Below are 25,550 nucleotides of genomic sequence, written 5' to 3'. Positions count from 1 at the left end.
GTGGAGTAGCGCCCCGCGTATGACGAGCGACGACGTGATCGACCTGCTCCGGACGGCGTACAACGACGAGATAGAGACGGTGATGAACTACCTCACGAACGCGACGGTGCTCGACGGCGTCGCCGCCGAGGAGGTCAAGGCGAGCCTCCGGACCGACGCGACCGAGGAGGAGCTCCTCCACGCCGAGCGCATCGGCGAGCGACTGAAGGAGCTCGACGCCCAGCCGCCGGCCTCCTTCGAGTTCGAACCCCACCAGGAGAACCTCCAGCCGCCCGAGGACACCGCGGACGTGCTGTCAGTGATCGACGGCGTGATCGAGTACGAGGAGGCGGCGATCGACACCTATCGGGACCTCATCTCGGCCGCGCGCGAGGCCGACGACCCCGTGACCGAGGACCTCGCGGTGACGCTGCTCTCGGACGAGGAGTCCCACCGGACGGAGTTCCGGAGCTTCCGGAAGGGTTACAAGGAGTAACGACTCGCCGAAACGGCCGCGGCGCTATCGGGTCGAGCGCGCGAAAAATGCGTGGGTTCGGGGATTACTCGTGGTTCGAGACGGTCTTCGCGTAGTTGTCGGCGGCGGCGTCCCAGTCGACGACCTCGAAGAAGGCGTCGATGAAGCTGCCGCGGTCGGGACCGTAGTCGTAGTAGTACGAGTGTTCCCAGACGTCGAGCGCGAGTACCGGATGGGAGCCCCAGAGTGCACCGTCGTCGTGCTTGTCGACGGCCACGTTGCGGAGCTGCTCGGCCACCGGGTCGTAGACCAGCAGCGCCCAGCCCGAGGCCGCGGACGCGGCGGCCTCGAACTCGCCCTTCCAGCCCTCGTAGGAACCGAAGTCCTCCGCGATGCGGTCGGCGAGGTCACCGTCGGGTTCGCCGCCGCCGTTCGGGCTCATGTTCTCCCAGAACATCGTGTGGAGATAGTGCCCCGAGCCGTTGTGGGTCACGTTGTTGAGCGCACCACCCGTCGAGGAGTGGTCGCCGGACTCGCGGTTCTCCGCGAGGGTCTCCTCGGCGCTCTCGAGGCCGTTCACGTAGCCCTGATGGTGGGTGTCGTGATGCCATTCGAGCACCTGTTCGGAGATGTGGGGTTCGAGCGCGTCGTAGTCGTAGGGGAGCGGTGGCAGCTCCGGATGAGAGTGTTCAGGCATTGTATTTCCTCCACGTCATACAACGCCGCGATGACTGTTAAAGCTTGATACAGCATTGATAGCGTTCCACATGGCGACGGATCGTCGATCCTGACCACCCGCCGTGGCGCGCGCTCGCGGTCGGCACGAGCGACGCGAGTGCCGTCCGCGGACATTGTGCGAGGGATGAACGAAACGAGCGAAGCGAGTGAAGTGAATCGGTTGGGGAGGCTCGTGGCTGTCGCGGGGCGGTTCGGGGCGGTGCTGTGCGGTCACTCGGTTGCGTCGGGATTCGGGAACGCGCATCTCCGTGAAGTTCGGGATCATGGAGCGAAGCTACCCGTTCGTGGTATTCGGGATGTCGTCCCGAACAGTTCACTCGTCATCGCCGCGTGCGCGTTCGAACATCGCGATAGCTTCCTCGCGGCGCTCGCTGTGGTCACAGATCGGGTCGGGATAGTCGGGAGCTAGCTCCCCACGCTCGTCCTCGCCGAGCTCGTGCCACGAGTGGATGTCGTCGGGGTCCACATCGTCGAGTTCCGGGACATGTTTTTTGATGTACTCGGCGTCGGGGTCGTAGCGCTCGCCCTGGGTCATCGGGTTGAACACCCGGAAGTAGGGCTGGGCGTCGGTCCCGGTGGAGGCTGCCCACTGCCAGCCGCCGTTGTCGTTGGCGGTGTCGTGGTCGACGAGCAGCTCCCGGAAGTGGTCGTAGCCCGCGCGCCAGTCGAGCATCAGGTCCTTCGTGAGGAAGGCGGCGACGATCATCCGCACGCGGTTGTGCATGTACGCCTCCTCGCGTAACTGGCGCATGCCGGCGTCCACGATGGGATAACCCGTCTCGCCCGCCTTCCACGCGTCGAGGTCGTCGTCGCTCTCGCGCCACTCGATCGGGTTCTCGTAGGAGCTGTAGTTCTCCGTGACGACCTCCGGGTTGTACTGGAGCACCTGGGTGTAGAACTCCCGCCACGCGAGCTCCTCGCGGTAGGTCTCGATCGACTCGCGCGCGTCGTCGCTGTCGGCCTGCTCGGCGGCCTCGGCGACCCGTTCGGAGACCTCCCGGATCCCGATGGTCCCGTACTTCAGGTCCTGGGAGAGCCGCGAGGTGCCCGCGCGGGCGGGGTACTCGCGCTCGGTCTCGTACTCCCCGATCGCCGCCTCGCAGAACGAATCCAGTCGGTCCCGCGCCGCCTCGGTCCCGGCTTCCGGGAGGCTCGCGTCGGGTTCGTCGAACCCCAAGTCGTCGAGCGTCGGGAGGTCGTCGCTATCGCCGTCGACGGCCCGGAGGGCGTCCCCGTCCGGCGCGGGATACGACGACTCCTTCTCGCGGTCGAGCCACTTCTTCCCGAAGTAGGAGAACACTGCATACGGGTCGCCGTCGTTGGTCGTGATGGCCCCGGGCTCGTGGTGGACTGCGTCGTGGAACGCCTCGTGGTCGATGGCGGCGTCGTCGAGCGCGTTCGCGACCCGCTGGTCGCGCTCGCGGGCGAGCCCCGTGTAATCGTGGTTCCAGAACACCGCCTCGGCCCCGTGCTCGTCGGCGAGCCGCGGGAGCTCCTCGGCCGGGTCGCCCCGTGCAACGACGAGGTCGCCGCCACGCTTGCGGTAGTCCTCGCGGAGCGCGCCGAGCGAGTCGAGGAGGAACGCGACCCGAGCCGGACCCGCGTGGTCGAGGACGGTCGGGTCGAAGACGAACACCGGGAGGACCTCGCTTTCGGCGGCCGCCGCGAGCGCACGGTTGTCCGCCACCCGGAGGTCACGGCGGTGCCAGTGGAGTCGCATGAGCGGGGTACGGCGTCGGGTTTCCTAAGTCATCGGGTCGTGGCACCCCCGACCTCGACCGAAGCGCCCCCTACGCGACGAACCTAGGTCGAGGCTCGTGCCGGTCGCTCTCGAGAACAGCAGGCGGGTCGCGACGGTATCCGCGAGGTCTCCCTCGGCGACTGACCCGGACGCGAAACCCCGACCGATTACGATCGGTAATCAGAGGTCGGAAAGCACCGACCACTGTTTCGCGTGAGGGGAACGTTTTAACCGACGGCACGCGTTCCTTCATGGGAATCCATGACGAATCTCGTGACCAACGTCGAGTCCGCGGCGACGGCGCACCCGGACGCGACCGCGATCCACTACGACGGGCGGGACCTGAGCTACCGGGAGTTCTGGGCGCAGGTCGGGCAGTTCGCGGCGGGGCTCGCCGAGGTCGGGATCGAACCCGGCGACCGCGTCGGGGTCTACCTCCCGAACCTCCCGCAGTTCGTGGTGAGCTTCCACGGCGCGCTCCGGGCGGGGGCGGTCGTGGTCCCCATGAACCCGCAGTACAAATCTCGGGAGATCGGTCACCTGCTCGACGACAGCGGCGCGAAACTCGTCGTCACGCTCGCGGACCTCGTCCCGGTGGTCGAGGAAGTCCGCGAGGAGACCGAGGTCGAGACGGTCGTGAGCCTCGGCGAGGCCGACGGTGCGACGTCGTTCGAGGCGTTCCTCGTCGACGAGGCTCCCGAAGTGGTCGACCGTGCGGACGACGACGTGGCGTGTCAGCCCTACACCTCGGGGACCACGGGCCAGCCGAAGGGGGTGCTGTTGACCCACGACAACCTCGCCTCGAACGCGCGGATGGCGACCGACCTCCTGCCCGGCGGCACCAAGCCCGACGACCGCTCGCTCGGGGTGCTCCCGCTCTTTCACATCTATGGCATGACGGTGACGATGAACACCTCGCTGTTCTCGGGGGCCGCCTACTACCCGCTGCCGTCGTGGGACGCCCAGCAGGCGCTCTCGCTCATCGAGTCCGAGGACATCACCATCATGCAGGGCGTGCCGGCGATGTACAACGACGTCGTGAACCAGCCGAACCTCGACGAGTTCGACTGCTCGTCGCTCCGGTTCGTCAACGCGGGCGGGAGCAGCCTCCCGATGGAGGTGCTCCGGCGGTTCGAGGAGGAGTTCGGGATCGAACTCTACGAGGGCTACGGCCTCACCGAGACCTCGCCGGTGACCCACTTCAACAGCCCCGACGCGCGGCGGCCGGGGTCGATCGGGCAGACCCTACCGGGCGTGAAAGCGAAGATCGTCGACCGGGAGTTCGAGCCGGTCCGCAAGGTCGACCGCGGCCCGGTCGACGAGGGCGAGACCGACCTCGACGAGATAACCGGCGAACTCGTCGTCAGCGGCCCGAACGTAATGAAGGGCTATCACGACCGGCCCGAGGCGAACGAGGCGGTCTTCACCGAGGAAGGTGGGAAACGGTGGTTCCACACCGGCGACGTGGGCTACTGGGACGAGGACGATTTCTTCTACATCGTGGATAGGGAGAAACACATGATCGTCACCGGCGGGTACAACGTCTATCCCCGCGAGATCGAGGAGTTGCTGTTCGAACACCCCGACGTGGCCGACGCCGCCGTCGTGGGGATCCCGGACGAGCGGCGCGGAGAGACGGTGAAGGCGTTCGTTGTACCGCGACCCGATTCGGACGTGACCGAGGAGGAGATCAAGGAGTACTGCCTCGACAGCCTCGCGGCGTACAAGCATCCCCGCGAGGTCGAGTTCGTCGAGGAGCTCCCGCGGACGACGACCGGGAAGGTCCAAAAGTTCGAACTCCGTGAGCGCGAGCAGGGGACGGGGGCGGCACAGTGAGCGACGAGGACGCGGTCCTGCTCGACGTCGAGGACGGTGTGGCGACGCTGACGGTGAACCGACCGGACGTGCGCAACGCGCTCACGCACGAAGTCTCGCGGGGGATCCTCGACGCGCTCGACGAGGTGGAAGGGAGCGACGCGCGATGTCTCGTGGTCACGGGTGCGGGCGGGGCGTTCTCGGCGGGCGGGGACGTCAACGCGATGGCCGAGCGGCTCGCGGGCGACGTGCCGCTCGCGGAGGCGGTCGAGCGGATCGTGCAGGACACCAGCCGGGCGATCACGCGGGTCGCGCGCTTCTCGCTGCCCACGGTGGCGAAGATCGACGGTGTGGCGTTCGGCGCGGGCGCGAACCTCGCGGTGGCCTGCGACGTCCAACTCGCGAGCGAGGAGTCGAAGATCAGTTTCGGCTTCCGACAGGTGGGACTGGCGGTGGATTCGGGCACCTCGTACTTCCTGCCGCGGATCGTGGGTGAGAACACCGCGAAGGAGCTGGTTTTGACCGGCGAGCTCGTCGAGGCCGACCGCGCGGAGTCGCTGGGGTTGTTCAACCACGTCTACCCCGAGAGCGAGTTCGACGAGCGCGCCGCGGAGTTCGTCGAGGAGATCGCGACGGGACCGACGGTCGCCCTGAAGACGTCGAAACGGCTGGTCGGGCAGGGGTTCGAAAGCACGCTGGATCAGGCGATGGAGAACGAGGCGGCCGCGCAGGCCGCGGTGTTCGAGACCCACGACCACCGCGAGGGCGCGGAGTCGTTCATGGGTCGTGAGGAACCGGATTTCGAGGGCTGGTAGGCCGCCGCGGTGCGGCGGTTGCGGTGCGGCCGGCGGCCGCGGCGGTGCGGTTGCGGGGTGGTGTGGTGTGGTTTCCTGGTGGATGAAGGGCGAGCGCCGCAGGCGCGAGGGCTTCTGCGGTGCTGTGCTGTGCTGTGCGGTTGCGGAGTCGTTAGTGATCCCACCGCGAGCGAGGCCGGAGGCCGAGTGAGCGGGCGCGAGGGTGACCGGAGGGAACCCGACGCGCTTTTGATCCACATTTTGCCAGCGAGCCGAAGGCGAGCGCAGCAAAAGGTGGGCCTTAATGATCGTCCTCGCGCCAGCGGTGTTCGCAGTTGGTACAGACGAAAAAGCGCGTCTCGGACTCGTCGGCCGAGCGGATCTGTTGCATGTACCAATACGCCTCGTCGTTGCCACACTCGTCGCAGTGGACCTCGGTGGTCGGCAATCCCCGGTCGTCGACGTCGCTGACGTCGATGACCTCGGTTTCCTCTTGACCTTGTGTCGTTGTCATCGCGGCCTCGGTTTCGGCGTTTCGGAGCTTGGTGAACCCACAGCTCCCACAGACCCACTCGTCGCCCTCTGTCTTCATCATCGAACCGCACTCGTCGCAGAATTCCATGCCCGCGGTATGAAGCTGGTCGGATTTAAGCCCCGGGTTCGCGCGCCGCGCCTCGACGGTGAGCGTTGCACGGCGTAGGACGAACTCCAGAAAGCTACAATAGTTAAGTAAGACGCTACCGTATTATCTTGTAGTATGACGAAGACCGTCTCGGCGAAGATCCCGGACGAGATGAAGGCCGCGATCGACCGCGAGGAGATCAACGTGAGCGAGGTGATCCGTGAAGCGATCGAGGATGCACTCACCGAGCAGCGGCGCGAAGCCCTCCAGCGCGACGCCACGACGCTCCGCGAGAGCGTCGGCGGCCGGGTCGATTCCGAGACGGTGACCGAGGCGGTCCGTGAGACGCGACGGGACAACTGACGTGGTGGGAAAGCTCTTCGATGCGAGTTCGCTGGTGGACGTTCTCATCGGGGCCGACGGCGTGGACGTCGGTGTCGAGGCCGTGTTCGACCAGCACATCCTAGATCTGACGATCTACGAATCCTCGAACGCGCTCTGGAAGATCGCGTTCGTCAGGGACGAACTGACGACGACCGAACTCGAAACCGCCATCAGCATTCTCGGGCGGCTCGACCGCGACGTGTCGGTCGAGAAAGCAACGGGGGCGACGCTGCTCTCGGTGATGCAAACCGCTCGACGGACAGGGTGTACGTTCTACGACGCGAGCTATATCACCGTTGCCGATAGCCACGATTTGACGCTTGTCACAGAGGATGAGGCCGTACGCGAAGCGGCGGCGAGCGAGGATGTCGAGTCCCTTTCGGTGGTGGACCTCCCCGAGTAGTGCTGCGGTCCGTATCCACCGTTCGATGCCGCTACAGTCGTATGAAGAGTATCGCCGGTCACTCGAAATCGGGTTCGCGGTCCTCGACGAAGGCGGTCATGCCTTCGTGCTGGTCGGCAGTACCGAACAGCCCGCTCCAGAGGCGGCGCTCGTAGGTCAGCCCGTCCGACTGGTCGGACTCGTGGACCTGATTCAGCGACTCCTTCGCGGCCTGCAGGGCGTACTTGGGTTTGGCGGCGAGCTCCGCGGCCATCTCGGCGACGTGGGAGTCGAGTTCGTCGTGGGCGACGAGCTCGCCGACGAGGCCGAACTGGTGGGCGTCCTGGGCGTCGAGGCGCTCGCCGAAGAAGACCAGTCGGCGGGCGAGCTCGTCGCCGACCAGTCGCGAGAGACGTTGCGTGCCACCCCAGCCGGGGACGATCCCGAGGTCGATCTCGGTCTGGCCGAGCATCGCGCGCTCGCTCGCCACCCGGAGGTCGGCGGCGAGCGCGAGTTCGCAGCCCCCGCCGAAGGCGTAGCCGTTGATCGCCGCGATGACGGGCGCGGGGAAGGTCTCGATGGCGTCGGTGACGCGGTGGCCGAGCTCCGCGTAGGCCTGGGCTTCCGACACCGAGAGATCCGCCATGTAGCCGATGTCCGCCCCCGCGACGAACGCCTTCTCGCCCGCGCCGGTGAGCACCAGCGCGCGGGCGTCGCGGGCCTCCGAGAGCGCTTCCTCCAGCGCCTCGAGGGTCTCGACGTTCATCGCGTTCAGCCGGTCCGGCCGGTCGACGGTGATGGTCGCCACGTCGCCGTCCCATTCGAGGTCGATAGTCTCCCAGGACATACGCCGGGGAACGGTGGGCGACGGCATAACAGCTCGGTCCAACCGACAGCCCGTACGGATTTCGACCATCGGTCGTGGCAGAATCGGAACATGGGTCCGGGCAGCGAACGGATGAAAGAGGCATCGTCGATCGAAAAATCGGTGCGGTGATGCCCACCGGATCGATCGATGTCGACCTTTGAAGTGAGCCGGCTGTGACGGACCGCACAGGAGGCTCGATGTCGGAACCCTCGGTCCACGACGAGTCGAACGCGGTGATCACCGTCGAGGGGCTCACCAAACGCTACGGCGATGTGCTCGCGGTCGACGACGTGAGCTTCGCGGTCCGGGAGGGCGAGATCTTCGGCGTCGTCGGGCCGAACGGGTCGGGGAAGACCACGACCGTCGAATCGGTGATGGGGCTCGGTCCGTTCGAGGGCGAGGTGCGCGTCCTGGGACTCGACCCCCGTCGGGAGCGTACCGCGCTCGCCCAACGGATCGGGATGCAGCTCCAGGCCGCCGAACTCCCCGCCCGGCTCACGGTGCTCGAACTCCTCGACCTGTTTTCGACGTTCTACGACGAGCCGGTGGCCTACGAACCCCTGCTCGAAACGTGGGGGATCGACGATGAGCGCCACAGCCGGTTCGAGGCGCTCTCGGGCGGGCAGAAACAGCGCCTGTTCATCGCGCTCGCGCTCCTCAACGACCCCGAAGTGGTCTTCCTCGACGAACCCACCTCCGGCCTCGACCCCGAGGCCCGCGAGGCGGCGTGGGCACTGGTCGAACGCATCCGTGAGGCGGGGACGACCGTCGTGCTGGTCACGCACTACATGGCCGAAGCCGAAACCCTCTGTGACCGGGTAGCGATCCTCGACGACGGCGACCTCGTCGCGCTCGACACCCCACGAAACCTGCTCGCGGAGCTCGATACGGGTCGTGGTGTGGTGTTCGACGACCATCCCGACCTCGATCTCGATGGGGTTCGTGGCCTCGCCGCGGTCGAACGGGTCGAGCGCGACGATGGCGTGGTCCGGGCGTTCGGGGCTGCCGACGACCTCGTCTCGTCGGTGGTGCTCGAGCTCGAAGGGCAGGCGACACCGTTGCGAAACCTCCGAACGCTCCAACCGGATCTCGCCGACGTGTTCATGGAGCGCACGGGCCGGGTAGAGGAGGCGCGCGGGAGATGAACCCCCGGAGCTATCGAAAGCTCGTCGAGGCCCACGCCAAACGCCTCGCGCGCGAACCGACGACGCTGTTCTTCACGCTCGCCTTTCCTCTGTTGTTTCTCCTGCTCATCGGAACCGTCTTCGACGCCGGAGCGGGCGGTGCAGCAGGTGGGGCGGGGGGCGGTGCAGCCGATGCCTACTCCTACGGGATCGACCAACTCGTGCCCGCGCTCGTGGGAGTCGTGCTCGGTTCGATCGCACTCACCACGATCCCCGTTTCGACCGCCAGCGACCGCGAACAAGGTGTGCTGCGGCGGTTCAAAGCCAGCCCGATGCCCGCGTGGCGGTGGGTCGCCACCGAGGTCACGACCTACTTCGTGGTCGCGCTGCTCGGGGTGCTCCTTTTGGTGGTCGGCGGGCTGGTGGTCTACGACGTCCGGTTTTCGGGCAGCTGGATGGCCGTGTTCGCGGGTTTCTCCCTGAGCGCGCTCTCGTTCATCGCCTTCGGCTATCTGGTCGCCAGCCTCTCGCCAACGCCACGGGTCGCCAGCGTGGTCGGCCAGGTACTCTACATGCCGATGCTGTTCGTCTCGGGTGCGGTGATGCCGCTCTCGGCGCTCCCCGACTGGCTCCATGCCGTCGCCGAGGTGCTCCCGATGACCCACGTCGTGCGGGTGATGCAGGCGCTCTGGTCCGGTCGGGGCTGGCCGGTGGGATCGGTGGCGGTGCTCGTCTGCGTGCTGGTCGCCGGCGGCGGGCTGTCGGCGCGGCTCTTCCGATGGGAGTAGCCCCGATAACGTATTCCGGGCCCTCCGTGTAGAAGCGCCATGCCGAGCACGACGATCCCCGAGGTGGGCGACGTCCACACCTTCGAACGCACCTTCACCCGCGAGGACGTCGAGCGCTTCGGCGAGGTCTCGGGCGACCAGCAGGCGATCCACACCGAACCCGACGAGGAGGGCCGGCTCGTGGTACAAGGGCTCCTCACCGCGACGCTCCCCACCAAGATCGGCGGCGACCTCGGCGTGCTCGCGCGGTCGATGGAGTTCGACTTCCTCGCGCCCGTCCGCACCGGCGAGTCGGTCACCTGTGAGGTCACCGTCGACGCCGTGGAGGGACACGACGACCGCCACGACGTCTCGTGTTCGGTGGTCTGTCATCGAGGGCGCGACGTCGTGATGCGGGCGTCGTTCGAGGGCCTCATCTGGACGGAGTGAGCCCCGGACGAACAAACACAAATAGCCCGCTTTCGTAGCCGTGGTATGGCAAACATCGTCGTCGTCCTCCTCGGCAACGTCGTCGACCTCGTTCGACTCATGGTCGAGGCCGCCCTCGCCAGCCCGCTCTCGATCATCCCCATCCTCACCGGGGTCGTGCTGTTCGCGGTCGCCTTCGGGCTGTTCGGCTACCTCGCGCTTGGCGGGCTCACCGCCGGCCTCACGTCACCGAACACCGGTCGCACAGGTCGCCAGTAAGCCGGATCGCCGTTTCGAGATCCGGCCCCAGCGGCGCGCTCACCACGAGGCTATCGGCGTGGTTCATGACCGCTCGAACCCGTGATTCCACCGTCGCCGGCTCTCCGGCGATACAGAACGCCTCGATCATCGTCTCGCTCACCCGGTCGAACGCTTTCGAGAAGTCCCCTGCCGAGATCGACTCCCCGATAGCGGCCGCGCGGTCGGCGTCGATGTCGTGGCGGTCGAGAACCGGCTGCGGCGCGCCGGCGGCGATGAACGCTACCGGCGGGCGGGCGGCCTCGCGCGCTGCCTCCTCGTCCTCGGCGACGCTCACGCTGGCGTAGGCCGCGAGGTCGAACTCGTCCCCGACGACGCGTTCTTCGAACCCCTCCTCGACACGCTCGCGAGCCCACGCGAGGTCGTCGGGGTGGGATCCGTTGAAGAGGAGTCCGTCGGCGTGTTTCGCGGCCATCCGACACATCTCGGGGCCCTCGGCCCCGACGTAGACCGGGATCCGGTTCGCCTCGTAATTCAACCCCGCGTCGCGTGCGGTGAACGTTCCCTCGTGGTCGACGCGCTCGCCGTCCCAGAGGTCGCGGGCGACTTCGAAGGATTCGAGCACCGACCGGAGCCCGCGCTGCTCGCCCAGCCCCAGGTTCCGGAGGGTCGAGGGGTCGCCCGGACCGACCCCGAACACCGCCCGCCCGTCGGCGAGTTCGTCGAGGGTCGCGACCCGCGAGGCGAGCGTCACGGGGTGGGTCTCGTAGGGGTTCGTGATCCCCGGCCCCAGCCGAATCTCGTCCGTGCGGTCGGCTAGGAGAGTCAGGGCGGCGAACGGGTCACGGTTGTTGTAGTGGTGGCTCGCGAAGACCGTATCGAAGCCCGCCTCGGCGGCGGTCTCGCCGAGGTCGACGAGGCGTTCCGTGGGGTGTTCGGGCGTGAGCTCAATCCCCCGCATACGACCACTCCCGGAGGGCCTGCCTGACGAAGTCGCCCTCGACGTCGCGAAAGAGGTTGTCGCTCGTGCCGACCTCGTCGAGCGAGAGGTCACGAACCACCGAGACGGGTGTCCCGCCCGCCCCCTCGCCCGCGACGAGGTTCGTCGCCGCCGCGAGTTCGTCGACCACGGATTCTACAGTCACACCCATCTCGCGGCCGTCGCGGTCGTGCGCACCGCGCCAGTCGAGGCTCGCGTCCATCCCTGCCCAGCCGATGGCCACGCCGCGCTGACCGAACCGGAACGGCCGGCCACAGGTGTCCGTGAGTATCACTGGAACGCCGAGCGCGTCGGCGAGTTCTCGGGCGGTCCGGCTCGGATGCTTCGGGAGCAGGAGGATGTCGTTGTCGGGGACGTTCGAACGGTCGATCCCGGCGTTGACGCAGACGTGGCCGAACCGGGTCTCGGTCAGGAGGAAGGGCGCGTCCATCAGGAGCTCCGTACTCTCTTCGAGGACGGCCTGCGCGAACCGTGGGTCCTTCTCCTCGCCCGCGAGGTCGCCGAGCCGGTTCGCGATCTCGGTCGCCCGCGGCCCGGCTGGGAAGTCGTCGAGGTCGTAGGCCCGGCCCTCGGCCTTCGAGACGATCGTGCTCGCGACACAGACGATGTCGTCGGGGTCGAGGTCGACGCGGTCGGCGACCATCCCCGCGAGGTCGTCGCCCGCACGGATCTCGGGGACGTCGGGGACGGCGGTAACGTTCATGGCCGAGGTCGGACGGGGCCGTACTTCCGTACTTCGGGTCGAGCGGACGCCTCAGTCGGGGAGTTGGTTCGAGAGCGCGTCCATGACCGGGACGAGCTTCGTCGCCGTCGACATGGACCCGTCGAGTTCGAACTGCCTGCGCATGAGCCCCTTCATCGGGTCGACGTCACCGGTGACGAGCCCCACGAGCACGTCCGCCGGCCCGGTGATCGTGAGGTCGGCGTCGTCGAGTTGGCCCGACCCGCCGGTGACGGTGTTGGCGTCCTCGTCGACCCGGAGGTGGCCCTCCATCGGGCAGTCGTCGGCCGCGAAGTTCGTGGTGATGTCCTCGGTGATCTGCTCTTTGACCTCGGGGTTCCGCTCGACCATCACCCGCACCCCCGACCAGAGGAGTTCCTGGAACTGGTCGGCGGTCTCGGGGTTCTCGGGGACGAACGAGGCGACGTCCATCGCCGCCATCCGCGAGAGGACGTCGGCCAACACCTGCGGATGTTCGCGAACGAGGTCGTCGGTCCGGCCCTCCATCTCCGAGAGGATCCCGGGGAGGTCCGCTTCGAGGGCGTCCTGGTCCTGTTCGAGCGAGTCTTCGATCCGGTCGACGAGTTCCTGGTCTACCATGGATTGTGCAGGTCGTCCGTGCGATGGACGACTGTATCCCATCGGAGCGATGGCAAGACGATGGCGCTTCGTCGCGATACGACGGGCGCTTTGGATAGCGATCCATGACGGTTCGCGTGGTCGGCCGCCGGCGAGGGTGGGTCGGAAGGAGCCGACGTCGACCCTCAGTTCTTGTACGCCTCGATGAGCCCACCCTGCAGGACGACGTCGACCTGGCGCGGGCTCAGGCTGTGCTCGGCCGTGAACTCGGTGTTCTGGGTACCGTTTCGCACCGTGACCTCGGTCCCGTTTCGCAACTCCTCGCGGATGGCGGGGAGTTCGAGTTCGTCGCCCTGTTCGATGGCTTCGTAATCGTCGCGGTCGACGAACTCGAGCGGGACGATCCCGAAGTTCACGAGGTTCTGCCAGTGGATCCGCGCGTAACTCACCGCGAGCGCGGCGCGCATTCCGAGGTGATAGGGTGCGAGCGCGGCGTGTTCACGCGAACTCCCCTGGCCGTAGTTCGACCCGCCCACGACCAGCCACGGCGCGCCCGCCTCCTCCGCGCGCTGATAGAAACCCTGCTCGACCTGGTCGAAGACCCACTCGCTGATCTTCGGGATGTTCGAGCGGTAGGGCAGGACCGCCGACCCCGCGGGCATGATCTCGTCGGTCGAGATGTCGTCGCCGACCTTCATCAGCACCGGGCCGGAGATGGCGTCGGGAACCGTCTCGAACTCGGGGAGCGACTTCACGTTGGGGCCCTTTTCGAGCTCGCCACCGGGGTTCTCGGGCGGCGGACTCAGCGCCGAATCGTCGACGATGATCGCCTCGGGCTCCTCCCACTCGGGGTAGCTCATGTCGTGGGTGTCTTCGAGCGTCCGCGGGTCGGTGATCTCGCCGGCGAGCGCGCTCGCCACGGCGGTCTCGGGGCTACAAAGGAACACGCTGTCCTCGCGGGTGCCCGTTCGACCCGGGAAGTTCCGGGGCACCGTTCTGAGGCTGTTGCGTCCGCTCGCGGGGGCCTGTCCCATCCCGATACAGCCGTTGCAGCCCGCCTGGTGGACCCGCGCGCCGCTCGCGTAGAGCATCGTGAGATAGCCCTCGGCGGTGAGGTTCTGGAGCATCTGGCGCGAGGTCGGGTTGACGTCGAAACTCACCTCGGGCGGCACCCGGTGGTTCTCGGCGATCATCGCCGGGACGGCGAAGTCGCGGAGGCCGGGGTTCGCGCTCGACCCGATGTAGCCCTGGTAGAGGTTCTCGCCGGCGACCTCGGTGACGGGCACGACGTTGCCCGGGCTCGACGGCTTCGCGATCATGGGTTCGATCGCCGAGAGGTCGATGTGCTCGGTGACGTGGTACTCCGCGTCGTCGTCGGCGAGGAGTTCCGAGAAGTCCTCCTCGCGTTCCTGTTGGGCGAGGAAGCTCCGGACGGCCTCGTCGGCGGGGAACACGGTGGACGTCGCACCGAGTTCGGTCCCCATGTTGGCGATCACGTGCCTATCCATCGCGGTGAGCGAGTCGAGCCCCGGCCCGTAGTACTCGATCACGCGTCCGACGCCGCCGTCGACGTCGTGGCGGCGCAGCAATTCGAGGATGACGTCCTTCGCGCTACACCAGTCCGGGAGTTCGCCCTCCAGCTCGACGCCCCAGACTTCGGGCATCTCGACGTGATAGGGTTCGCCCGCCATCGCCATCGCGATGTCCAGTCCGCCGGAGCCGATGGCGAGCATCCCCATCGCGCCCGCCGCCGGGGTGTGTGAGTCCGACCCCAGCAGTGTCTTGCCCGGGATCCCGAAGCGCTCCTGGTGGACGGGATGGGAGACCCCGTTGCCCGCGGGCGAGTACCAGACGCCCCACTTCTGGCACGCACTCTTGAGGAAGAGGTGGTCGTCGGGGTTCTTGTTGTCCTCCTGGATGAGGTTGTGGTCGACGTACTGCGCCGAGAGCTCCGTCCGAACCTCGTCGACCTCCATGGATTCGAGTTCGAGCATCACCATCGTCCCCGTCGCGTCCTGAGTCAGCGTCTGGTCGATCTCGATGGCGATCTCCTCGCCGGGTTCGGTCTCGCCCTCGACGAGGTGGGCTTCGACGATCTTCTCGGTTATCGTTCCTGACATACCCGTCGTGTAGGGCCCCGATTCTCATTACCCTTCTGACGAGTTCTCCTGCCCGGCGAGAGTTCGACGAGAATCAGTCTACGGGTTTTCAGTGTCGGCGTGGCCGTCGGGAAACGCCCGCGTCGCGGTGGCCTTGAAGGAGGCGACGACCTCGGTGCCCGGGCCGAGGTCGAGGGTGTCGACGCTGGTCGTCGTGACGAGCACGGCGAGCGGGCCCCCGGCACCGACGTCGAGCGCGACGCGCGCGAGGGTCTCGCCGGGTTCGACCTCCGTGACGCGCCCCGCGAAGCGGTTGCGGGCGCTGGTGTCGCCCTCGGGGAGGCTCTCCGGGGGATGGAGCGTGACGGCGTCCGCGCGGATCACGACCCGGACCGCGACGGCGTTCACGGGCACGATGGCTCGCACCGGGCCCGCCGCCGTCTCGACGGTGGCGAGTTCGCCGTCGCGCTCGACCACCGTTCCCGGAAGCACCGTCTCCTCGGCCTCCGCGACACCGGTGAACTCGACTTCGAGCCGTTCGAACTCGGCGAGGAGATCGCGGGCGGTGTCGGTGAGCCGGCTCCCGCCGCCACCCGAACCCCCGCGCTGGCGCTCGACCAGCGAGCCGAAGGCGTCCTCGAGTTCGACCACCCGGCGCTGCGAGCGCGAGTACGACCGCCCGAGCGCGCTCGCGGCGGCGTTGAGCGAGGCGTGGTCGTCGATGGCGTCGAGCAACGCCGCGTCCCGAGCGGTGAACGCCACGCCCGAGCGCTGGATCCGCGCGTCGAAGCCGGCGTGGGTGGTCATACACCGGCTTCGACCGACCCGAGCAAAACCCTTATCACCGATCTCCGCGTGTTCGATATGTCCATGCCGAAACAACGCCCGTCGCGGTCGCGTCGTGCGTTCCTCGCGGGCGCGGCCGGGGTCGGCGTCGCGCTCGCCGGGTGTTCGAGCGTCTCCGGGAGCGGCTCGAACGCGACGAGTGCGACGGGCGGGTCGGGGTCCAGGCCGGTGTCGGTGCTCTCGGCCGGGAGCCTCGAACTCGCCTTCGGCGAGGGGCTCTCAGAGGCAGTCGGGACCGACCTCCGGGTCGAATCCCACGGCTCCTCGACCGTCGCGCGGCTGGTGAGCGAGGGCCAGCGCGACCCCGACATCGTGGCGCTGGCCGATACGGCGCTGTTCGACGGGCCGCTCCACCCCTCGTGGTACTCGGTGTTCGCGAGCAACGCGGTCGTGATCGCCTACAACCCGAACACCGAGGCGGGCGAGCGCCTCGGGGAAGCGGGCGCGGAGAACTGGTACGACGTCCTGCTCGACGAGGACGTGACCCTCGGGCGGACCGATCCCACACAAGACCCGCTCGGCTACCGGGCGCTCTTCACCCTCGAACTCGCCTCGCGGTACTACGACGACGCGGAGAACCTCAGGGAGCGGATCCCGAAACGCGACCAGATCTACCCCGAAACGGGATTGATCTCCCAGTTCGAGTCGGGGAACATCGACGCCGCGGTCGCCTACCGGAACATGGCGGTCGAGCGCGACTACGACTACATCGACCTTCCCGATCGGATCGACCTCGGGAGTCCGAAGTACGAGGACGACTGGTACGCCACGGTGTCGTACACGTCGCCGAGCGGCAAGACGACGCGGGGCGGGCTGATCGGGTACGGTGCAACCGTCAGAAACGTGACCCCGACGACGAGGGCAGTGTTCGAGACGCTGACCACCGGGAACTACCTCGAGGAGTACGGTTTCGAGGTCCCGCCGAACTATCCGGAGACCCATGGCGACCCACCCAGCACGCTCGCGGAGTGAGCGCTCCGGGGCCGGCCGACCGGACTGGCTCGCGGTCGCGCTGGCGCTCGGCGGCCTCCTCTGTCTGTTCTATCTCGTGCCGGTCGTCTCGCTGTTCCTCTCGGTGTCGCCTACCGGGCTCGTAGCCCGTCTCGGCGAACGGGAGCTGGTCGGTGCCGCGCGAACCACGCTGCTCTCGGCGGGGGTCACGACGGTCGTCGCGACGGCGTTCGGTCTCCCGCTGGCCTACTGGCTCGCCCGTGCTGAAGGGCACTGGACGACCGCCGTGCTCGGCGTGGTCGTTCTCCCGCTCGTTCTGCCGCCGACCGTCGGCGGGATCGTGCTCTTGAGCGTTTTCGGACCGAACACCGCGCTCGGGGGGGCCGCGACGGCGGCCGGCTTCCAGCCCTACCGTTCGTTCCTCGGGGTGGTGCTCGCCCAGACGTTCGTGGCGTCGCCGTTCGTGGTGGTGACGGCGAAGGCGGCGTTCGAGGCCGTCCCACGGGAACTCGAACACGCCTCGCGCTCGCTCGGGAAAGGTCGGTGGACCACCGCGCTCCGGGTGACGTTGCCGCTCGCCGCGCCTGGCATCCTCGCCGGGATGACGTTGACGTTCGCTCGCGCGATGGGCGAGTTCGGCGCGACCATGATGGTCTCGTACTACCCGACGACGCTGCCCGTGAGCATCTGGACCTCGTTCAACGCGCTCGGCCTCGACGGCGCGTACCCCGTCGCCGTCGTGCTCGTCGTCCTCTCCGCGCTCGCGCTCGCGCTGCTCAACACCCTCGCCGCCAACCCGTGGGAATGAGCCTGGTGCTCGACGGCGTGGCGAAGTCGTACCCCGAGTTCGAACTCGGACCGGTCGACCTCGACGTCGGGAACGAAGTGCTCGCGGTGCTCGGACCATCGGGCTGTGGCAAGACGACGCTGCTCTCGGTCGTCGCGGGGGTCGTCACGCCGGACGCCGGTCGGGTCAGCCTCGACGGTGTGGAGCTCACCGGCCGTCCGCCCGAGGACCGCGGCACGGTGCTGGTCTTTCAGGACGGCGCGCTCTTTCCCCACCTGACCGCGCGCGAGAACGTCGCGTACGCGGCGGATTCGCCCGACCGAGTGGCCGAGCTCGCCGACACCCTCGAGATCGAGGACGTACTCGACCAGCCCGCGGACACGCTCTCGGGCGGTGAACGACAGCGGGTCGCGCTCGCGCGCTCGCTCGCCGCCGACCCCGACGTCCTCCTGTGTGACGAACCGCTCGCCAACCTCGACGCGCCGATCAAACGCCGGCTCCGCCGCGAGCTCCGCCCCCTCCTCTCGTCGCTCTCGATCCCGGTGCTCTACGTCACCCACGACCAGCGCGAGGCGACGGCGCTCGGCGACCGCCTCGCCGTCGTCGAGAACGGCCGGATCCACCAGGTCGACAGCCCCGAAGCGGTGTTCGCCCGGCCCGCGACGCCGTTCGTGGCCTCGTTCACCGGGAGCACCAACCTGTTTCGCGCCGACGTGGTCGACACGGGCGCGAAGACCGTGCTCGACTGGGCCGGCCAGGCGATCCGGACACCGAGCACGGACCACGCGGTCGGGACGACCGTCGACTTCTGTATCCGACCCGAGTACGTCGGGATCGCCGACGGGGCTGGCGCGGAGAACGTCGTCGCCGGCACCGTCACGAGCCACGTCTTCGAGGGGGACCAACACCTCCTGACCGTCGCGCCCGAAGGTGGGACCACCGACGTGGTTCGGGTCAGGCTGTCGCCGCCGGTCTACGACGGGCTCGGCCGTTCGACCGGCGACCGAGTCCGGCTCTCGCTACCTCCGGAAGCGATCCACGTCATCGGCGAACGGTCCGGGTGACTGGTCCGGTCCGACGAGCCGAACAGCCATACGCGACCGGGTCGGAGCGGTCACATGGCAGCCGACGACGCCGACCCGGCGTGTCCGGTCTGCGGGGCCGTCTACGAGTCGGTCTCGACACACGATTCGGGACTGCTGGTGAACCTCCTCGACAACGAGCGCTACCGGCGGGTCTGTTTCGAGCCGTTCGCCGACGAGTCGGGCGACCCGCTGGTTCGGTTCTTCCACCACACGCACGCCCAGACCGCACTCGACGGCTGACGTGCGGAGAACCCTTTAGTTCGCGCCGGTCGAAGAAGGCGTGATGACGCTCGACGACCATGCCGAGGATCTCGCCTCCGACCTCGGTGTTGACAAAGAGGAGGTCAAAGCGGACCTGCAGAACCTCGTAGAGTACAGCGTCCCGGTCGAGGAGGCGAAGGCCAGCCTCCGCCGGAAGTACGGCGAGACCAGTTCTACCGGGGAACCCACCGGCAAGGAGATCGCCGAGATAGCGACGAGCGACTCGGCGGTGACGGTTCGCGCCCGGGTCCTCACCGTCGGCAAGCGCTCGATCCGGTACCAGGGCGACGACCTGGTGATCTTCGAGGGCGAGGTCGCCGACGAGTCGGGGACGATCTCCTACACCGCGTGGGATGACTTCGACCTCTCGCCGGGCGACTCGATCGAGGCGGTCGGTGCCGGCGTCCGCGAGTGGGAGGGCAACCCCGAACTCAACCTCGGCTCCGAGACCTCCGTCTCGTTCGTCGACACCGTCGACGTACCCTACGAGGTCGGCGGCGACACCGAGCTCGCCGAGCTCGCACCGGGCGATCGAGGGGTCTCGCTCGACGTCCGCGTCGTGGAGGTCGAGACCAAGACCATCGACGGCCGCGACGGCGAGACCGAGATCCTGAGCGGCGTGCTCGCCGACGAGTCCGGTCGACTGCCGTTTACCGACTGGGACCCCCATCCCGAGATCGAGACGGACAGTTCGGTCGGGATCGAGAACGCCTACGTCCGGGAGTTCCGCGGGGTGCCCTCGGTGAACGTCTCCGAGTTCTCGACGGTGACGCCGCTCGACCACGAGGTCGAGAGCGGGGAGGACGTGACCACGGTCTCGATCCGCGAGGCGGTCGGGTCGGGCGGGATGTTCGACGTCGAGATCAAGGGGAACCTGCTCGCGGTCCGCGACGGGTCCGGCCTGATCCAGCGGTGTCCCGAGTGTGGTCGAGTGGTCCAGCGCGGCCAGTGTCGCGCCCACGGCGACGTCGATGCGGAGGACGACCTCAGGATAAAGGCGATCGTCGACGACGGGACGGCCTCGGTGACCGCGGTGCTCGGGACCGATCTCACCAGTACTGTGTACGGCGGCGACATCGACGACGCCCGCGAGGCCGCACGCGAGGCGATGGACCAGGAGGTCGTGGCCGATTCGATCCGCGAGTCGGTGGTCGGCAAGGCGTTCCGGGTGCGGGGAACCCTCTCGATCGACGACTACGGCGCGAACCTCGACGCGACCGAGTTCGGGCCGAGCGAGGACGACCCGGTCGACCGTGCCCGGACGCTGCTCGCCGGCGGTGTCGGTGAAGCGAGTGACACCGCGGCGGTCGGGCAGGTGGGCGAATGAGTTCGACGGTCCGTCCCGACCGCGAGACCGCCTACCGGCTGTTCGCGGCGGAGTTCGACGACGCGAGTCTCTCCTACGCCGAGAGCGACGAGGAACGCGCGCCGAACTACGTGGTGACGCCGACCGGCGCGCGGGTCAACCGGCTGTTCGCCGTCGGCGTCCTCACCGAGATCGAGGCCGTCAACGACACCCAGCTCCGCGCGCGGGTCGTCGACCCCACAGGTGCGTTCGTGGTCTACGCCGGGCAGTACCAACCCGAGGCGCTCTCCTTCCTCGAGAGCGCGACCCCGCCCGCGTTCGTCGCCGTCACGGGGAAGGCACGAACCTTCCAGCCCGAGGACTCCGACCGGGTGTTCACCTCCGTACGGCCCGAGACGCTGAGCGAGGTCGACGCCGAGACCCGGGACCGGTTCGTCGTCGACACCGCCGAACGAACCGCCGAACGCGTCGCGACGATGCGCGAGGCGCTCTCACGCGCCGAGCGCGACGACGACCTCCGGGCGGCGCTCGAAGACGAGGACGTCGAGGTCGGGCTCGCCGCTGGGATACCGCGGGCGATCGCCCACTACGGGACGACGACCGAGTATCTCGACGCCGTCGAGACGATGGCGCGCGACGCGGCGGGCGTCGTCGCCGGCGAGCGCGAGGAGGTCGCGCCGCTGAACGTGCCACCCGGAACGGGTGGTGTCGAGGGGTCGACCGACCGAGCGACGGCGACGGGGACCGGCGAATCGGTTTCCACCGACGAGACCGCCTCCATCGATTCGTCGACGTCGACGGCCGTCGGAGACGATTCGGGACCTGAAGCGGAAGCCGACACCGAGGCGACGACGACCGGCGAGGACGGTGCGGAGCCGGACGTGGAACCCGTCGAGGACGGGGTGACGACTGGGGACGAAGTCGATACGGAGCCGGACGAGGAAGTCGATGACAGTGAGGTAACGACGACCGACGATGACGAGCCGGTCATCGAAACCGGATCGGCACCCGACACCGAACCGACCGACGATTCGACGTCGGAAGTCGAAGCCGACTCCGACGGGGAAGCAGTCGACGAACCGGAGCCGACTGCCGGGACGGCCGATTCGGAGGGCGAGCCCGCGTTCGAGGAGTCGACACCGGACGACGGGGGAGACGGTCCGACCGATTCCGTCGACGCCGGTGAGACCGATGCGGGGACCGACTCGTCCGGGGAACCCGCGGTCGGGGCGGACCTCGACAATCCGGAGGAGTTCGAACTCGACGACGAGGTTCGCGAGCAGGTCGAGAACGAGTTCGGCACCGAGTTCGAGACCGCCGCCGACGTCGGCGGGCCAGGGGAAGCGGACATCGACACCCCGACGCCCGAGACGAACGAACCGGCCGACGAGGACCCCGACGACGTGACCGAAGTCGATGCCGCGGCGGGATCTGGGGCCGAGGACGAGGGAACCGAGCCCGGACCGGCGGTGGAATCGGAACCCGAGACCCCCGTCGAAGCCGAGCCGTCCGACGATCGCGACGAAACGAGCGACGAGACGGACGCACCGGACACCGGCGACGATACCGAGGGCGACACCGACGTCGTGGATGCCGACCCCGAGGAGGCCGTAGTGACGGTGATGCAGGAACTCGACGACGGTAGCGGTGCGGACCGGGCGGCGGTCGTCGACCGGGTGGTCGAGGAGTACGGTCTCACGGCCGCCGAGGCCGACGACGGGATCCAGAGCGCGCTGATGAGCGGCGAGTGCTACGAGCCCGACGACGACACCCTCAAACCCATCTGATGGGGCGGGCCGACGAACGCTCTAGCCGAATCGAGCCGGTGCCCGGCGAACCGGCGGCGGTCGTCCGCGCCGGCGGCGAGCGCGTGCTTTGCGTGGCCGATTACCACGCAGGGCTCGAAGCCGCGCTCCGGTGGGAGGGCGTCTCGCTCCCGAACCAAGCGCGGGAGCGCCGTGAACACCTCCTCGGGATAGTCGATTCCCGTGCGGTGGAGCGGGTGGTCTTCCTCGGCGACCTCGCCCACGCCATCGGCGACTCCCGAGGACCGGAGCGCGACGAGCTCGAAGCCCTGTTCGCGGCGCTCGCGGATCGGGTGGCGGTCACCGTGGTGAAGGGCAACCACGACGGCGAGATCGAGTCGGTCACTGGCGGAACCGACGGTGAGATCGCGGTGACGCCCACGGGCGGAATCCGGGTTGGGGACGTGGGATTCGCGCACGGCCACACCTGGCCGGCACGGCGCGTTCTCGAAGCCGACGTGGTCTGTGTCGGCCACGAACATCCTGCAGTACGACTCGAAGACGACGTGGGCGGGACGCGAGCCGAGCGGGTGTGGCTCCGCGGGCCGCTCGACCCCGCCCCCTTCGCGGAGCATTACGACGAGAAGCTCGATATCACCGGCGAACTGGTCGTGTTCCCGGCGTTCAACGACCTCTCGGGCGGGACGTGGGTCAACGTCGAGCACCAGGCGTTCCTCGCGCCGTTCCTGCCCGACGGGCTGGCGGACGGCGAGGCGTATCTGCTCGACGGCACGCGGCTCGGAGCCTACCGGCAGGTGTAAGCGGAGTTCTTAATCGGGTCGCGTTCGTAAGGGATTCAATGGCAGAGAGCGAGGCCGCCGGCGGTTCTGCGGCCTTCACACACCTCGGATCCCGGGTCCGGGCGGCGCTCTCCGAACGGGGGTTCGAGACCCCGACGGAGCCACAGCGCGCCGCCATCCCGCCGCTCGCCGACGGGAAGGACGGGCTGGTGATCGCACCTACGGGGACTGGAAAGACCGAGACCGCGATGCTGCCGGTGTTCGACGCGCTCGCCGGCGAGGAGCGCTTCGGGATCGGCGCGCTCTACATCACCCCGCTCCGCGCGCTCAACCGCGACATGCGCGACCGGCTCGACTGGTGGGGCGACCAGTTAGAACTCGAGATCGACGTCCGACACGGCGACACCACCCAGTATCACCGCCAGCAGCAGGCCAACGACCCGCCGGACGTGCTGGTGACCACACCCGAGACACTCCAGGCGATGCTGACGGGCGAGAAGCTCCGGAAGGCGCTCTCCGACGTCTCGCACGTCGTGATCGACGAGGTTCACGAGCTCGCGGCGTCGAAACGCGGGGCGCAGCTCACGATCGGGCTCGAACGCCTCCGCGAGCTCTCGGGGCCGTTCCAGCGGGTCGGGCTCTCGGCGACCGTCGGCGACCCCGGCGAGGTCGGGAAGTTCCTCACCGGCGGTCGGGGTTGTGCGATCATGGAAGTCGACGTCGGGAGCCGACTCGACGTCCGGGTTCGCGAGCCACGGGTCACCGCGGAGGACGAGACCCTCGCGGGAAAGCTCGCGAGCGACCCCGACCTCGCGAGTCACGTCCGGGCGATCCGGGACCTGGTGAGCGAAAACGCGTCCACCCTGATATTCGTCAACACCCGACAGACCGCCGAGGCCCTCGGCTCACGGTGTAACGCGCTCGATCTCCCCATCGGAGTCCACCACGGCTCGCTCTCGAAGGAGGCGAGGATCGAAGTCGAGGACGCGTTCAAGGCCGGCGAACTCGATGGCCTGCTCTGCACCTCCTCGATGGAGCTCGGGATCGACGTGGGGCGGGTCGACCACGTGATCCAGTACCAGAGCCCGCGCGAGGTCGCCCGCCTGCTCCAGCGGGTCGGACGGGCGGGTCATCGCTCGGACAAGCTCTCCTCGGGCACAGTCCTCACGACCCGGCCCGACGACACGCTCGAAGCCCTCGCGATCTGTCGGCGGGCCCACGAGGGGCTGGTCGAACCCGCCGAGATTCATCACGGCAGTCTCGACACGGTGGCGAACCAGATCGCAGGGCTCGTGATGGACTTCGGCGAGATCAGCGCCAGGAAGGCCTACGACCTCGTCACGCGGGCCTACCCGTTCCGCGACCTCACGGAGGACGACTTTCGAGACGTGGTACGCGAACTCTCGGGCAATCGGGTCCTCTGGCTCGACGAGGATCTGGACAGGTTGGAGAAGTCGGGCGGCACGTGGCAGTACTTCTACGCCAACCTCTCGATGATCCCCGACGAGGAGACCTACACCGTCTCCGACGTGGCTTCGGGTCGGGCGATCGGGAGCCTCGACGAGCGGTTCGTGGTCAACTTCGCGGGGCCCGGCGAGACGTTCATCCAGCGGGGGGAGATGTGGCGGATCGCGGAGGTCGACGACGAGGAGAGCGAGGTGAAGGTCAGCCCGATCGAGGACCCGACGGGCGAGGTCCCCTCCTGGACCGGCAGCGAGATTCCGGTCCCGAAACCCGTCGCGGGCGAGGTCGGCGAGATCCGCGGCTGGGTCGGCGAGGCGTTCGCGTCGGGCGAGTCCCGGTCGGCAGTGGCGGCCGACCTCGCCGACCGGTATCCCACCGACGAGTACACCGCGGGCGAGGCGCTCGACCCGCTCGAAAAGCAGGTCGAGTCGGGGAGCCCGATGCCGACCGACGAGCGGGTGGTCGTGGAGTACGAGCCCCGAAGCATCGTCGTGAACGCCTGTTTCGGCCACACCACCAACCAGACCCTCGGGCGGGTGCTCTCGGCGCTGCTGGGCCAGCAGACGGGCTCGTCGGTGGGGTTGGAGATCGACCCCTATCGGATCGAACTCGACGTCCCGCGCGGGATCTCGGGCCCCGATATCGAGGGCGTGCTCCGGGAGACCGAGCCCGAACACGTCGCGGGGATCATCGAACTCAGCCTCAAGAACTCGGACGCGCTGAAGTTCAAGCTCGCCCAGGTCGCGGCGACGTTCGGCGCGCTCCAGTCCTGGCGGGGAGATGGCCGGTTCGGCCGGGACCGCCTCCTCACGGCGCTCGAAGACACACCTGTGTACGACGAGGCCGTCCGCGAGATCTTCCACGAGGACCTCGCGATCGAGACGACGGGCACGGTGCTCTCGGGGGTCCGAGACGGGGAGATCGAGGTCGTGCTCCACACCGAACACACCCCCGTTGGGATCGACGGTCGGTCGTCGGGCCGGGAACTGCTCGCACCCGAGAACGCCGACGCGAGCGTTATCGACACCGTGCGGGAGCGGATCCAGGAGGACCGAATGTTACTGTTCTGTCTCCACTGTCAGGAGTGGGACCGAACCCAGGAGGTGCGGCGGATCCCCGACCAACCGGAGTGTCCGTTCTGTGGCTCGACCCGTATCGCGGCGCTCAACCCGTGGGCCGAGGAGGTCGTCGCGGCGGTCAAGGCCGACGAGAAGGACGACGAGCAGGAGAAGCAGACCCAGCGAGCCTACCAGGCCGCGACCCTGGTCCAGAGTCACGGCAAACAGGCCGTCATCGCGCTCGCCGCCCGTGGGGTCGGCCCCCACAACGCCGCGCGGATCATCGCCAAACTCCGCGAGAACGAGGACGACTTCTACCGGGATATCCTCTCCCAAGAGCGCCAGTACGCGCGGACCCAATCCTTCTGGGATTGAGCCCCACCGTGGGGTCGCCGTAGGCGACCGCGCGCAAGCAACTACTGCTTCCAGTAGGAGCGACGACTTCTATCGAGACATCCTCTCCCAAGAGCGC

Annotated in this window: 26 protein-coding genes; 17 read left to right on the top strand and 9 right to left on the bottom strand. The window is 68.2% G+C overall.

The window, feature by feature from the left end; genetic code table 11:
* The first annotated feature begins 19 nt into the window (after positions 1-19).
* Complete coding sequence (locus GT355_RS03620; protein WP_160133367.1) at positions 20-475, top strand: ferritin-like domain-containing protein; 456 nt, start codon at positions 20-22, stop codon at positions 473-475.
* 64 nt (positions 476-539) lie between these two features.
* Here GT355_RS03620 and sod read toward each other — a convergent pair whose 3' ends face one another.
* Positions 540-1,151 carry a superoxide dismutase gene (gene sod / locus GT355_RS03615; RefSeq protein WP_120073585.1) on the bottom strand — a complete coding sequence of 204 codons (612 nt, stop codon included), beginning with the start codon at positions 1,149-1,151 and terminating at the stop codon, positions 540-542.
* A 354-nt stretch (positions 1,152-1,505) separates the two neighbouring features.
* Positions 1,506-2,912, bottom strand: a complete 1,407-nt coding sequence (locus GT355_RS03610) for a cryptochrome/photolyase family protein (protein WP_160133366.1) — start codon at positions 2,910-2,912, stop codon at positions 1,506-1,508.
* A 282-nt stretch (positions 2,913-3,194) separates the two neighbouring features.
* Between GT355_RS03610 and GT355_RS03605 the strand changes: the two genes are divergently transcribed.
* Both GT355_RS03605 and GT355_RS03600 read left to right on the top strand, forming a co-directional pair.
* The gene (locus tag GT355_RS03605; RefSeq protein WP_160133365.1) at positions 3,195-4,769 is read left to right on the top strand and encodes a long-chain-fatty-acid--CoA ligase; all 1,575 of its coding nucleotides are present in this window, start codon (positions 3,195-3,197) and stop codon (positions 4,767-4,769) included.
* Entirely contained in the window at positions 4,766-5,563 is a 798-nt protein-coding gene (locus GT355_RS03600; RefSeq protein WP_160133364.1) for an enoyl-CoA hydratase/isomerase family protein, read from the top strand. The genes GT355_RS03605 and GT355_RS03600 overlap by 4 nt, the downstream gene beginning before the upstream one ends.
* A 280-nt stretch (positions 5,564-5,843) precedes the next feature.
* On the opposite strand, the gene GT355_RS03595 is transcribed toward GT355_RS03600, so the two are convergent.
* Complete coding sequence (locus GT355_RS03595; protein ID WP_160133363.1) at positions 5,844-6,164, bottom strand: transcription factor S; 321 nt, start codon at positions 6,162-6,164, stop codon at positions 5,844-5,846.
* 135 nt (positions 6,165-6,299) lie between these two features.
* Here GT355_RS03595 and GT355_RS03590 point away from each other — a divergent pair, with 135 nt between their 5' ends.
* Together GT355_RS03590 and GT355_RS03585 are read left to right on the top strand one after the other, a co-directional pair.
* Complete coding sequence (locus tag GT355_RS03590) at positions 6,300-6,527, top strand: ribbon-helix-helix protein, CopG family (protein WP_160133362.1); 228 nt, start codon at positions 6,300-6,302, stop codon at positions 6,525-6,527.
* A complete protein-coding gene (locus tag GT355_RS03585) occupies positions 6,505-6,951 on the top strand; it encodes a type II toxin-antitoxin system VapC family toxin (protein WP_240145699.1) in 447 nt (148 codons plus the stop codon). The genes GT355_RS03590 and GT355_RS03585 overlap by 23 nt, the downstream gene beginning before the upstream one ends.
* Positions 6,952-7,009: 58 nt before the next feature.
* Here the strand turns inward: GT355_RS03585 and GT355_RS03580 are convergent, their stop codons facing one another.
* Positions 7,010-7,777, bottom strand: coding sequence for an enoyl-CoA hydratase/isomerase family protein (locus tag GT355_RS03580; RefSeq protein WP_120073663.1), 768 nt, complete (start codon positions 7,775-7,777; stop codon positions 7,010-7,012).
* Between the two features lie 218 nt (positions 7,778-7,995).
* On the opposite strand from GT355_RS03580, the gene GT355_RS03575 reads away from it, so the two are divergent.
* Genes GT355_RS03575 through GT355_RS03560 form a run of 4 tightly spaced genes read left to right on the top strand, consistent with a single transcriptional unit; the run spans position 7,996 to position 10,397 of the window.
* Complete coding sequence (locus tag GT355_RS03575; protein WP_160133361.1) at positions 7,996-8,943, top strand: ABC transporter ATP-binding protein; 948 nt, start codon at positions 7,996-7,998, stop codon at positions 8,941-8,943.
* Positions 8,940-9,710 carry an ABC transporter permease gene (locus GT355_RS03570; protein WP_160133360.1) on the top strand — a complete coding sequence of 257 codons (771 nt, stop codon included), beginning with the start codon at positions 8,940-8,942 and terminating at the stop codon, positions 9,708-9,710. The genes GT355_RS03575 and GT355_RS03570 overlap by 4 nt, the downstream gene beginning before the upstream one ends.
* Before the next feature lie 39 nt (positions 9,711-9,749).
* Positions 9,750-10,139 carry a MaoC/PaaZ C-terminal domain-containing protein gene (locus tag GT355_RS03565; protein WP_160133359.1) on the top strand — a complete coding sequence of 130 codons (390 nt, stop codon included), beginning with the start codon at positions 9,750-9,752 and terminating at the stop codon, positions 10,137-10,139.
* 45 nt (positions 10,140-10,184) lie between these two features.
* A complete protein-coding gene (locus GT355_RS03560) occupies positions 10,185-10,397 on the top strand; it encodes a DUF8024 family protein (RefSeq protein ID WP_120075179.1) in 213 nt (70 codons plus the stop codon).
* On the opposite strand, the gene GT355_RS03555 is transcribed toward GT355_RS03560, so the two are convergent.
* From GT355_RS03555 to GT355_RS03535, 5 genes are all read right to left on the bottom strand, one after another.
* Positions 10,360-11,337, bottom strand: a complete 978-nt coding sequence (locus GT355_RS03555; RefSeq protein WP_160133358.1) for a 5,10-methylenetetrahydromethanopterin reductase — start codon at positions 11,335-11,337, stop codon at positions 10,360-10,362. The genes GT355_RS03560 and GT355_RS03555 overlap by 38 nt on opposite strands.
* On the bottom strand, positions 11,324-12,079 hold the full coding sequence (locus GT355_RS03550; RefSeq protein WP_160133357.1) for a coenzyme F420-0:L-glutamate ligase: 756 nt from the start codon (positions 12,077-12,079) through the stop codon (positions 11,324-11,326). The genes GT355_RS03555 and GT355_RS03550 overlap by 14 nt, the downstream gene beginning before the upstream one ends.
* Positions 12,080-12,130: 51 nt before the next feature.
* A complete protein-coding gene (locus GT355_RS03545) occupies positions 12,131-12,697 on the bottom strand; it encodes an SCP2 sterol-binding domain-containing protein (RefSeq protein ID WP_160133356.1) in 567 nt (188 codons plus the stop codon).
* 164 nt (positions 12,698-12,861) lie between these two features.
* On the bottom strand, positions 12,862-14,796 hold the full coding sequence (locus tag GT355_RS03540; protein ID WP_160133355.1) for an aconitate hydratase: 1,935 nt from the start codon (positions 14,794-14,796) through the stop codon (positions 12,862-12,864).
* Between the two features lie 78 nt (positions 14,797-14,874).
* Positions 14,875-15,582: a TOBE domain-containing protein gene (locus GT355_RS03535; RefSeq protein WP_160133354.1), complete on the bottom strand. Its 708-nt coding sequence runs from the start codon at positions 15,580-15,582 to the stop codon at positions 14,875-14,877.
* A gap of 63 nt (positions 15,583-15,645) precedes the next feature.
* Here GT355_RS03535 and GT355_RS03530 point away from each other — a divergent pair, with 63 nt between their 5' ends.
* The 8 genes from GT355_RS03530 to GT355_RS03495 are packed head-to-tail and all read left to right on the top strand — an operon-like array spanning position 15,646 to position 25,453.
* The gene (locus tag GT355_RS03530; protein ID WP_160133353.1) at positions 15,646-16,593 is read left to right on the top strand and encodes an extracellular solute-binding protein; all 948 of its coding nucleotides are present in this window, start codon (positions 15,646-15,648) and stop codon (positions 16,591-16,593) included.
* Positions 16,562-17,380: an ABC transporter permease gene (locus GT355_RS03525; protein WP_160133352.1), complete on the top strand. Its 819-nt coding sequence runs from the start codon at positions 16,562-16,564 to the stop codon at positions 17,378-17,380. Before GT355_RS03530 ends, GT355_RS03525 begins: the two co-directional genes overlap by 32 nt.
* The gene (locus tag GT355_RS03520) at positions 17,377-18,423 is read left to right on the top strand and encodes an ABC transporter ATP-binding protein (protein WP_160133351.1); all 1,047 of its coding nucleotides are present in this window, start codon (positions 17,377-17,379) and stop codon (positions 18,421-18,423) included. The genes GT355_RS03525 and GT355_RS03520 overlap by 4 nt, the downstream gene beginning before the upstream one ends.
* A 54-nt stretch (positions 18,424-18,477) precedes the next feature.
* The gene (locus GT355_RS03515) at positions 18,478-18,684 is read left to right on the top strand and encodes a DUF8145 family protein (protein WP_160133350.1); all 207 of its coding nucleotides are present in this window, start codon (positions 18,478-18,480) and stop codon (positions 18,682-18,684) included.
* A 43-nt stretch (positions 18,685-18,727) separates the two neighbouring features.
* Positions 18,728-20,032, top strand: coding sequence for a Single-stranded DNA binding protein (locus GT355_RS03510; protein WP_160133349.1), 1,305 nt, complete (start codon positions 18,728-18,730; stop codon positions 20,030-20,032).
* On the top strand, positions 20,029-21,798 hold the full coding sequence (locus GT355_RS03505; protein ID WP_160133348.1) for a hypothetical protein: 1,770 nt from the start codon (positions 20,029-20,031) through the stop codon (positions 21,796-21,798). Before GT355_RS03510 ends, GT355_RS03505 begins: the two co-directional genes overlap by 4 nt.
* Positions 21,798-22,577, top strand: coding sequence for a metallophosphoesterase (locus GT355_RS03500; protein WP_160133347.1), 780 nt, complete (start codon positions 21,798-21,800; stop codon positions 22,575-22,577). Before GT355_RS03505 ends, GT355_RS03500 begins: the two co-directional genes overlap by 1 nt.
* Before the next feature lie 38 nt (positions 22,578-22,615).
* Positions 22,616-25,453: a DEAD/DEAH box helicase gene (locus tag GT355_RS03495; RefSeq protein WP_160133346.1), complete on the top strand. Its 2,838-nt coding sequence runs from the start codon at positions 22,616-22,618 to the stop codon at positions 25,451-25,453.
* The last annotated feature ends 97 nt before the right edge of the window (positions 25,454-25,550 follow it).

The organism is Halococcus salsus (assembly GCF_009900715.1).
GTDB lineage: Archaea > Halobacteriota > Halobacteria > Halobacteriales > Halococcaceae > Halococcus > Halococcus salsus.
The sequence above is the reverse complement of the archived record's forward strand: the minus strand, read 5'-3'. Positions and strand labels throughout refer to the sequence as shown.